This is a genomic window from Methylobacterium sp. CCH5-D2 (genome assembly GCF_001556475.1).
GTDB classification, from domain to species: domain Bacteria; phylum Pseudomonadota; class Alphaproteobacteria; order Rhizobiales; family Beijerinckiaceae; genus Methylobacterium; species Methylobacterium hispanicum.
The window spans coordinates 1-7,688 of record NZ_LSIX01000234.1; the positions used below are offsets into that span (position 1 = coordinate 1).

General features: G+C 73.7%; 8 protein-coding genes. 4 read left to right on the forward strand and 4 right to left on the reverse strand.

What is annotated here, in order from left to right; translation table 11 throughout:
• Window positions 1-5: 5 nt before the first annotated feature.
• From AX737_RS06200 to AX737_RS06210, 3 genes are all read left to right on the forward strand, one after another.
• A complete protein-coding gene (locus AX737_RS06200) occupies window positions 6-2,009 on the forward strand; it encodes an SDR family NAD(P)-dependent oxidoreductase (protein WP_066919885.1) in 2,004 nt (667 codons plus the stop codon).
• Between the two features lie 73 nt (window positions 2,010-2,082).
• Window positions 2,083-2,547, forward strand: a complete 465-nt coding sequence (locus AX737_RS06205) for a hypothetical protein (RefSeq protein ID WP_066919887.1) — start codon at window positions 2,083-2,085, stop codon at window positions 2,545-2,547.
• Between the two features lie 201 nt (window positions 2,548-2,748).
• The gene (locus AX737_RS06210; protein ID WP_066919889.1) at window positions 2,749-3,039 is read left to right on the forward strand and encodes a hypothetical protein; all 291 of its coding nucleotides are present in this window, start codon (window positions 2,749-2,751) and stop codon (window positions 3,037-3,039) included.
• Window positions 3,040-3,043: 4 nt separating this feature from the next.
• On the opposite strand, the gene AX737_RS06215 is transcribed toward AX737_RS06210, so the two are convergent.
• The gene (locus AX737_RS06215) at window positions 3,044-3,973 is read right to left on the reverse strand and encodes an NAD-dependent epimerase/dehydratase family protein (RefSeq protein ID WP_066919892.1); all 930 of its coding nucleotides are present in this window, start codon (window positions 3,971-3,973) and stop codon (window positions 3,044-3,046) included.
• Complete coding sequence (locus tag AX737_RS06220; RefSeq protein ID WP_066919894.1) at window positions 3,970-4,971, reverse strand: glycosyltransferase family 4 protein; 1,002 nt, start codon at window positions 4,969-4,971, stop codon at window positions 3,970-3,972. Before AX737_RS06220 ends, AX737_RS06215 begins: the two co-directional genes overlap by 4 nt.
• 144 nt (window positions 4,972-5,115) lie before the next feature.
• Here AX737_RS06220 and AX737_RS06225 point away from each other — a divergent pair, with 144 nt between their 5' ends.
• Window positions 5,116-6,096 (forward strand): catalase family peroxidase, encoded by a 981-nt coding sequence (locus AX737_RS06225; protein WP_066919896.1) that lies wholly within the window; start codon window positions 5,116-5,118, stop codon window positions 6,094-6,096.
• Between the two features lie 49 nt (window positions 6,097-6,145).
• On the opposite strand, the gene AX737_RS06230 is transcribed toward AX737_RS06225, so the two are convergent.
• Both AX737_RS06230 and AX737_RS06235 read right to left on the reverse strand, forming a co-directional pair.
• Window positions 6,146-6,463, reverse strand: coding sequence for a BrnA antitoxin family protein (locus tag AX737_RS06230; protein WP_066919898.1), 318 nt, complete (start codon window positions 6,461-6,463; stop codon window positions 6,146-6,148).
• A 328-nt stretch (window positions 6,464-6,791) separates the two neighbouring features.
• Window positions 6,792-7,688: methylmalonyl-CoA mutase family protein (locus tag AX737_RS06235; protein WP_197430475.1), on the reverse strand; the 897-nt coding region annotated here is incomplete at its 5' end.

The window sequence follows — 7,688 nt, forward strand, 5'->3', positions numbered from 1 at the left end:
GGCCCATGCTGCCGCGCCCCGCCAAGAGTCCTGCCAAGAGCCACGCCAAGACCGCCGTGATGGTCGTCCACGACCTCGTGGCGACCGCGCTGGCCGTGCTGCTCACCTTCTGGTTCCGCTTCACCGGCGCGCAATTGGACGAGCGCCTGCACGCGCTGCCGCTGCTGCTGCCGCCCTTCCTCCTGCTCGCGGGCCTCGTCTACGCGCGGCTGCGGCTCTACCGGACCAAGTGGCGCTTCGCCTCGCTGCCGGACTTGGCCGCGATCGTGCGGGCGGCGAGCGTGCTGGCGCTGGCGCTCCTCGTCACCGACTACGTGCTGGTCTCGGCCGACCTCTACGGGTTCTACTTCTTCGGCAAGATCGCCATCGTCCTCTACTGGGTGCTGCAGATCTTCCTGCTCGGCGGGGCGCGGCTCGCCTTCCGCTACCTGAAATACACCCGCTCGCGGCAGTCGAGCGCGCGGGCCGCCACGGTGCCGACGCTGCTGCTCGGGCGCGGCTCCGACATCGACGTTCTGCTGCGCGCCATCGAGTCCGGCTCGGTGAGGAAGCTCGCGCCCAAGGGCATCCTGTCGCCCCGCGCCGACGAGACCGGGCAGATGATGCGCGGCGTGCCCGTGCTCGGCGGCTTCGACGACCTGGAGCGCGTGATCGCGCGGCTGGCCGAGCGCGGCCAGCCGGTGCGCCGGCTCGTCGCCACGCCGAGCGCGCTGGAGGCCGAGCCCGACGCGCTGGTGGCCCAGGCCCGCCGCCTCGGCCTGCCGCTGGTGCGGGTGGCGAGCCTCGGCGAGGGCGCGCGCGAGGCCGAACTCGCGCCGCTCGAGATCGAGGACCTGCTGCTGCGCCCGACGGTGGCGATCGACCGGCCGCGGCTGGAGCGCTTCCTCGCGGGGCGGCGCGTGATCGTGACGGGCGGGGGCGGCTCGATCGGCTCCGAGATCTGCCTCAGGGCGCTGGCCTTCGGCGCCGCCGAGGTGCTGGTCTTGGAGAATTCCGAGCCGGCGCTGCACGGCATCCTGAGCCACCCGCTGGTGCTCGCCGCCGGGGGCCGGGCTCGCGGCATCATCGCCGACATCCGCGACGCCGCGCGGGTCCGGGCGATCTTCGAGGGTTTCGCGCCGGACTACGTCTTCCACGCCGCCGCGCTCAAGCAGGTGCCTTACCTGGAGCAGGACTGGAGCGAGGGCATCAAGACCAACGTGTTCGGCTCGATCAACGTGGCCGACGCGACCGTCGCGGCGGGCGCCCGCGCGCTCGTGATGATCTCGACCGACAAGGCGATCGAGCCGGTCTCGCAGCTCGGCGTCACCAAACGCTTCGCCGAGATGGTGGCCCAGGCCCGCGACGCTGAGCAGGCGGCGCTCCCCGGTCACCCGACCCGGCTCGTCGCCGTGCGCTTCGGCAACGTGCTGGGCTCGGTCGGCTCGGTGGTGCCGGTGTTCAAGGCGCAGATCGCCCGCGGCGGGCCCGTCACCGTCACGCACCCTGAGATGGTGCGCTACTTCATGACCGTGCGGGAGGCCGCCGACCTCGTCCTCACCGCGGCCTCCCACGCCGACGGCGAGGCCCGGGCGCCGGGCGAGGATGCCGACGACCGGCACGCGGCGGTCTACGTGCTGAAGATGGGCCAGCCCGTGCGCATCCGGGATCTCGCCGAGCGGATGATCCGGCTCGCGGGCTTCGAGCCGGGCGAGGAGATCGAGATCGCCTATTCCGGCGCGCGGCCGGGCGAGCGCCTCAACGAGATCCTGTTCGCCCGCGAGGAGCCTCGGGTCAGCCTCGACGGGATCGACGGGGTGATGGCGGCACGCCCCGTCTTCGCCGACCGCGCCCGGCTCGACGCCTGGGTGGCGCGCCTCGCCGCCGCGGTCGAGGCCGGCGACCGGGCGGCGGCCGACGCGGTCTTCGAGGCCGCGATCCCGCATTTCCGCGAGCGCGGCGTGGGGCGGGCGGGCGCGGCGGCCGGGATCGTCGCGGGCGAGGCCGCGCCGCTGCCGGCCGTCCCGTAGGGCGCGTGCGGCCGCTCACCGCGGCGCCTCCGCCGGCCCACGATGATCCGGCGCGTCACGGGGGGCGAGGACGATGGACGGGCTCACGGATCCGGATCCCGAGGTGCGGCGCGTGGCCCGCGCCCTGCACCGCTTGGAGGCGCTCGCCGCCCGCCGCCGCCTGCGGGTGCGGGTGATGCGGGGGCTGCGCGGCATCCTCGGCGGCGGCGCGACGCTCGGCCTGCTGATCAAGGCGAAGGTCGCGGGCTCGCTCGGCCTGAAGGTCGCGCTGGCGGCCCTGGTGGGCTTGGGGCTCGCGTGGCCGGCGCTCGTGCTGCTCGTCCTCGGCCTCGTCGGCGTCCTGCTCGCGATCCTCAGCCTGTTCGACGGCGGCGGCTCCACGCCTCTCGATTGCGACTGCCCCTGCGACTGCAAGCGCAAGGAGGAACGGGCGCTGCGCCTGAAGCGGATGATCGCCCGGCGCCGGGACTGGCTCCAGGCCCGGCTGGGCCCCGCCCCCGGCCGGGAGGCGCCCGCGCGCTACGCGCCGCGGGTGTGAGGGCGTTTCCGGATGATAGTTCCGCATTCCCGCGCATCCCCCTCTCCCCGCCATGCGGGGAGAGGGGGATGCGCGGCGCCCGCTTCGATCGAACGGCGACGGGGATGAGGGGCTTCACGGTCCCGCGCCCGCTTGCGGCGACCCGTCCCGATGCGCCACCGTTCGGTAGAGCCCCTTCACGCGGGCGGTGGGAGGTGACGTGTGACGACGATCAGCCGGCCGGGTCGCCTGCGCCGGGCCATCGCGGGCACCGTACCGCTCGCCCTCCTGGGCCTCGCGAGCGCGGCCGAGGCGGAGGAATCCTGCCGGGCGAGCCTCGGCCCGAGCCGGGCCGCGACCCTGGTCGCCCGCTGCGTCGCCGTCTCGCCCACCCCCCTGCCGCTCTGCCACGCCGGCAACCCCTGCGCGCTGATCGAGGCCGAGATCGCCCGCGGCTGCGACGACCTCGACGAGGACGCGCCCGACTTCTGCCTGGCGTACCGGAACCGCTGAGCGGTCAGCCCCCGTCCCGGGCGAGCCGCGCCAGGCCCTCGGGCGTCGTCGCGGCCGGGCGCCAGCCGAGCGCCGCGAGCCCGTCGGCGCGCGCCACCAGCCCGCCGCCGAGCCGCGCATAGGCCTCCTGCCGGCCGGCGAGGCGGCAGGCGAGGCCGAGGAGCGCCGCCGGCACCGGCACGAGGCCGGGCGCGCGGCCGAGGCCGGCGCGCAGGGCCGCCACCATCTCGGGCAGTGTCTGCGGGTCGGGATCGGCCGCGACGAGCGCCCGGTTCAGGGGCGCTGGCGCCCGCAGCACCGCATCGACCGCCGCCGCGAGGCTCTCCGCCGAGATCAGCGAGCGCCGCGCCGCGAGCGCGCCGAGCGGCAGCGGGTAGGGCGTGCGGGCGAGCCGCAGGAGCGCCGCCATGTTGCCCTTCACGCCTGCCCCGTAGACGAGGACGGGCCTGAGCGCCGCCCAGTCGAGCCCGGTCTCGGCCAGCGCCCGCTCGGCCTCGAGCTTCGAGCGGCCGTAGGCATCCGTGGGGGCGGGCTCGTCGGAATCGGTGAGCACACCCGGCGCGCTCGCCCCGCACTGCGCCCGGATCGAGGAGAGGAAGACGAAGCGGCGCACCTTGGCGCGGGCGGCGGCCTCCGCAAGGCGGCGCGTCGCCTCGGTGTTGAGGGTGCGGTAATCGTCCTCCGGCGCGCCCGACATGGCGTGGGCGAGCCCGGCCGAGTGCACCACCGCGTCCACGTCCGAGAGGGCGGCGGCCATGTTCATCGGCCGCGTCAGGTCGCCGACGACGGCGCTCGCGGCCCCTTCAGGTACCTCCACGGGGCGGCGCAGCAGCACCCGCACCCGGTAGCCCCGGGCGGTCAGGCTATGCAGGAGGTGCCGGCCGATGAAGCCCGTCGCCCCGGTGAGCGCCACATGACGGATCTCGTGACTCACGGTCGGTCCTGGCTCCGGGCGCGGGCGAAACGGGCGAGCAGCCCCGCGACGAGGATCGCGCCGAGGGCGAGTGCGGCCACGGTGACGGGCCAGTTCGGCCAAAGCAAGGTCGCGGCCGCGAGCCCCGCCAGCGCGAGGTTGAGCGCGAACACGCGCCCCACCACGCCGGGCACCGAGAGCCCGTTCACGGTCGCCCGCTGGTAGAAGTGGCTCCGGTGCGCCTCCCAGACCCGCTCGCCGGCCCGTATCCGCCGCAGCAGCGTCAGGGTGGCGTCGGCGATGTAGTAGAGCGGCAGCAGGATCGCGGCGGCCAAGCCCCCGTCGAGGGCGAGCCGATAGAGCAGCCACGCCACGATCAGCCCGATCGGCAGGGAGCCGACATCGCCGAGGAAGAGCCGCGCCACCGGCCGGTTGAACGGCGCGAAGCCGAGCATCGCCCCGAAGAGGCCGGCCGCCACCAGGGTCGGCAGCACCGGCAGATGGCCGAGCGCCCCCAGCGCGAGGAGCGCGCCCGTCACCGGAACGATCTCGGCCACCGTCATCCAGTCGAGCCCGTCCATGAAGTTGACGAGGTTCACGAACCAGAGGCCGGCCAGCACCGCCAGCGCCCGCTCGACGGGCAGCGGCAGCCACGGGAGGAGGTGCCCGCGCAGGGTGGCGACCAGCGCGGTCACCACCGCGGCCTGCACCGCGAGCCGCAAGGCGGCCGGCAGCGGCCGGATGTCGTCCACTGCGCCGAGCACGGCCAGGACCGTGGCGCCGCCGGCCAGCGCCAGCCACTCGCCGACATCGCCCACATCCGAGGTGCGCAGAACGCCGGCCGCGAACAGGGCCGCCGTCACCACCGCGATGCCGCCCCCCTGCGGCGTCGGCTCGGCGTGGCTGGAGCGGGCGTTCGGGCGGGCCAGCGCGTAGCGCACCAGGAGCGGGCGCAGGCGCACGATCAGGCCGGCGGAGAGCGCGGCGGCGAGCGCCACGGCGACGAGGGGGCTGAGCATGGCCTGGCCGATAGCGCGGAAACGCCGCGTCGGCGAGCCGGAACGACAATGACGCTTGCAAGCTGATTGTGCACAATTAAAGTGTTTCCAGGGGAGCCGCTCCCCGCCGCCCATCCGCGGCACAACGACATCTGGGAGACGCTCATGACTTGGCTCCGCACGCTCGCCGGTCTCGCCGCCGCGACCGCATGCCTGCAGACCGCCGCCCGCGCCGAGGAGACCGATCCCGGCGCGATCGTGGCCGCCCAGTTCGCGGCCGGCGGCAACCAGGCGGGCGTGCGCGCCAGCGGGGCGAAGGGCGTCTGCCTGAAGGGCGAATTCGCCCCCGCCCCCGGCGCCGCCGCCCTGTCCAAGGCGCCGCACTTCACCAAGACCGTGCCGGTCACCGCCCGCTTCTCGATGGGCGGCAGCAACCCGAAGGTCTCCGACAAGGCCAAGCCCGTCACCCGGGGCTTCGCGATGCGGATGGAGGATCCGGCCGGCGACATGGTGTTCGTGGTGATCTCGGCGCCGGTCTTTTCCACGAAGACCCCGGCCCAGCTCCTCGAATTCCTGCAGGTCCGCGCCCCCGGCCCGGACGGCAAGCCGGATGCCGAGAAGATCAAGGCCTTCTCGGCCCAGAACCCCGAGACCACCCGTCAGGCGGCCTGGCTCAACGCGCGGCCGGTGCCGGCGAGCTACGCGGGCGTCGATTACTGGGCGGTGCACGCCTACACGCTGACGAACGCGAAGAACGAGGCGAAGGTCGCCCGGCTGAAATTCGTCTCCGCCGACAAGGCCGGCCTCACGGACGACGAGGTGAAGGCCAAGCCCGACAGCTTCTACGTGGACGAGCTGAAGGAGCGCCTCGCCAAGAGCCCGGCCCGTTTCGACCTGGTGGCGATCCTGGCCGAGCCCGGCGACCCGACCGCGGACCCGACCGCCTCCTGGCCCGAGGAGAGCCGCAAGACGGAGACACTGGGCACGCTCAGCATCACAGCGATCGCGCCGGATGCCACCTGCGATGCCCGCACCTTCGATCCGGTGGCGGAACTGCCCGAGGGCGTCGCCGGCCCGACCGACGACCCGATGTTCGCGATCCGCTCGCCGGCCTATGCGGTCTCGGTCTCGCGCCGGGCGAACTGAGGATCCGCAATGCCCGTCGGCCTGTCCAGGCCGGCGGGTATCCTTCGTCTCAGGCCGCGTCCAGGTCGCAGGCGGCCCGGCGGAGCGCGTCGTTCATCCGCGTCTGCCAGCCGGGGCCCGTCGCCTTGAAGGCCTCCACGATCTCGGCATCGAGCCGGATCGTGACCGGCACCTTGCGCGACTCGGATCTTGGGCGCCCACCGCGCCGGAAGGCAGCCGCCATCGCGGGCGGCATCCCATCGGTGCCCCGGCGGGCTTGGCCGAGTTCGGCATCGGTCAAAGCGGGATTGTCCGACACCGCGTCCCAATCCGCCTGCGTGTAGGCAGCGTTCGGCACGTAGCCGGGGGCGTGCTCAGGCTTCGGCATAGAAGGCCCTCTCCTTCGCGTTGGCGGGCCGGACGCTGACGGTATCGATCGCCTCCGACCCGAGCGGTGAGACGATGGCGACAACGACTACCCGGCCTTGCCAGGATCCGATCAGCTTGTACCGGATCCGTCCGGTGCGGCTCGGCTTCGTCGGAATGTTGAGGAAGCGGTCGAAGCTGAAAGAGCCCTCAAACTCAGCCTAGTCGATGCCGTGCTTCGCGATATTCGCTTGCCGCTTCGGCTCGTCGTACGTGAACCGCATGCGCACGTACAAAAACCCTGGGTGTCAAGGTTTTTGTACGTACGAGAAGGGGGTGCCGCGCCGCTCTCAGTACACCTGCCCCCCCGCCGCCTGCGCCCCCTCGCCCTTCTGCCGCCCGTCCAGCGCCCGCTCCACCACCTTGGCCAGCCCCACCATGATCTGGTCGATGGCGTAGTCTTTCGGGGTGTAGACGGCGCGCACGCCCATGTTCTTCAGGACCAGCTCGTCGTCCGGCGAGATGATGCCGCCGACGACCACCGGCACGTGGTCGAGGCCGGCCTCCCGCATCTTGGCCCGCACGTCCCGCACCAGCGGCACATGGCTCCCCGACAGGATCGACAGGCCGACCACGTGGGCGCCCGTCTCCTTCGCCTTGGCGACGATCTCGGCGGGCGTCTGGCGGATGCCGTCGTAGGTCACGTCGAAGCCGACGTCCCGGGCGCGGAGCGCCACCTGCTCGGCGCCGTTCGAGTGGCCGTCGAGGCCCGGCTTGCCGACGACGAGCCGCGGCGTCTCGCCGAGGCGCTCGCCGAGATCGGCGATCAGGAGCTTGGCCTCCTCGGCCGCGCCCGACGAGACCGTCTCCAGGGTCACGCCGGTCGGCGCCCGGTACTCGCCGAAGACCGCGCGCAGGCAGGCCCCCCACTCGCCCGTGGTCACGCCGGCCTTCGCGGCCTGGATCGAGGGCGGCATGATGTTGGCGCCGGAGCGTGCCGCCTGCTCCAGGTCTTCCAGGGCCCGACCGACGGCGCGCGCGTCGCGCTCGGAGCGCCAGGCGCGGATGCGGGTCTCGGCCTCCATCTCGACGGTCTCGGAGACCGTGAAGATCGCCCCCTCCCCCGCCGTCAGCGGCGAGGGCTCGCCCTGCTGCCACTTGTTGACGCCGACGACGATCTGCTCGCCGCGCTCGATCGCCGCGATGCGGCGGGCGTTCGACTCGACCAGCGCCCGCTTCAGCTCGCC

Excerpts from the sequence above, each read along its gene's own strand:
- AX737_RS06205 (WP_066919887.1), top strand. The coding sequence starts at position 2,083 with ATGGACGGGCTCACGGATCCGGATCCCGAGGTGCGGCGCGTGGCCCGC.
- AX737_RS06220 (WP_066919894.1), bottom strand. The coding sequence starts at position 4,971 with ATGCTCAGCCCCCTCGTCGCCGTGGCGCTCGCCGCCGCGCTCTCCGCC.
- AX737_RS06200 (WP_066919885.1), top strand. The coding sequence starts at position 6 with ATGCTGCCGCGCCCCGCCAAGAGTCCTGCCAAGAGCCACGCCAAGACC.
- AX737_RS06230 (WP_066919898.1), bottom strand. The coding sequence starts at position 6,463 with ATGCCGAAGCCTGAGCACGCCCCCGGCTACGTGCCGAACGCTGCCTAC.
- AX737_RS06225 (WP_066919896.1), top strand. The coding sequence starts at position 5,116 with ATGACTTGGCTCCGCACGCTCGCCGGTCTCGCCGCCGCGACCGCATGC.